This window comes from Pseudomonas imperatae, assembly GCF_057128625.1.
Genome location: NZ_JBSKHP010000098.1, coordinates 1 through 507, shown reverse-complemented (window position 1 = coordinate 507; position 507 = coordinate 1). Strand labels below are relative to the sequence as shown.

Annotated in this window: 1 protein-coding gene; it reads left to right on the top strand. The window is 71.0% G+C overall.

Annotation, left to right across the window (positions count from 1 at the left end):
- Positions 1-507 (top strand): HAD-IC family P-type ATPase (locus ACWKWX_RS32795; RefSeq protein ID WP_483829956.1); only part of this gene is annotated, 507 nt, incomplete at both ends.

Here is a 507-nt window from a genome sequence, read left to right as displayed (position 1 = left end):
GCACGTGACCCGGGACGGAAAAGTCATCGGCGGGCTCAAGCTCGCCGACGAGATCCGCCCCGAGTCCCGTGAAGCCGTCGATGCCCTGCACAAGCTGGGTGTCCAGGTGGTCATGATCACCGGCGACGCCGAAGCCGTCGCGAACGCCGTCGGCGCCGAGCTGGGCATCGACCGGGTCTTCGCGCACGTGCGCCCGGAGGACAAGTCCAGCAAGGTCGCCGAGCTGCAGAAGGAGGGCCGCAAGGTCGCGATGGTGGGCGACGGCGTCAACGACGCCCCCGCCCTCGCGCAGGCCGACGTCGGCATCGCGATCGGCGCCGGCACCGACGTCGCGATCGCCTCGGCCGGGGTCGTGCTGGCGGGGTCCGACCCGCGCGCCGTCGTCTCGGTCATCGACCTGTCACGGGCCAGCTACCGCAAGATGGTGCAGAACCTGTGGTGGGCGGCGGGTTACAACCTGGTCTCCGTACCGCTCGCGGCTGGCGTGCTCGCCCCGATCGGCTTCGT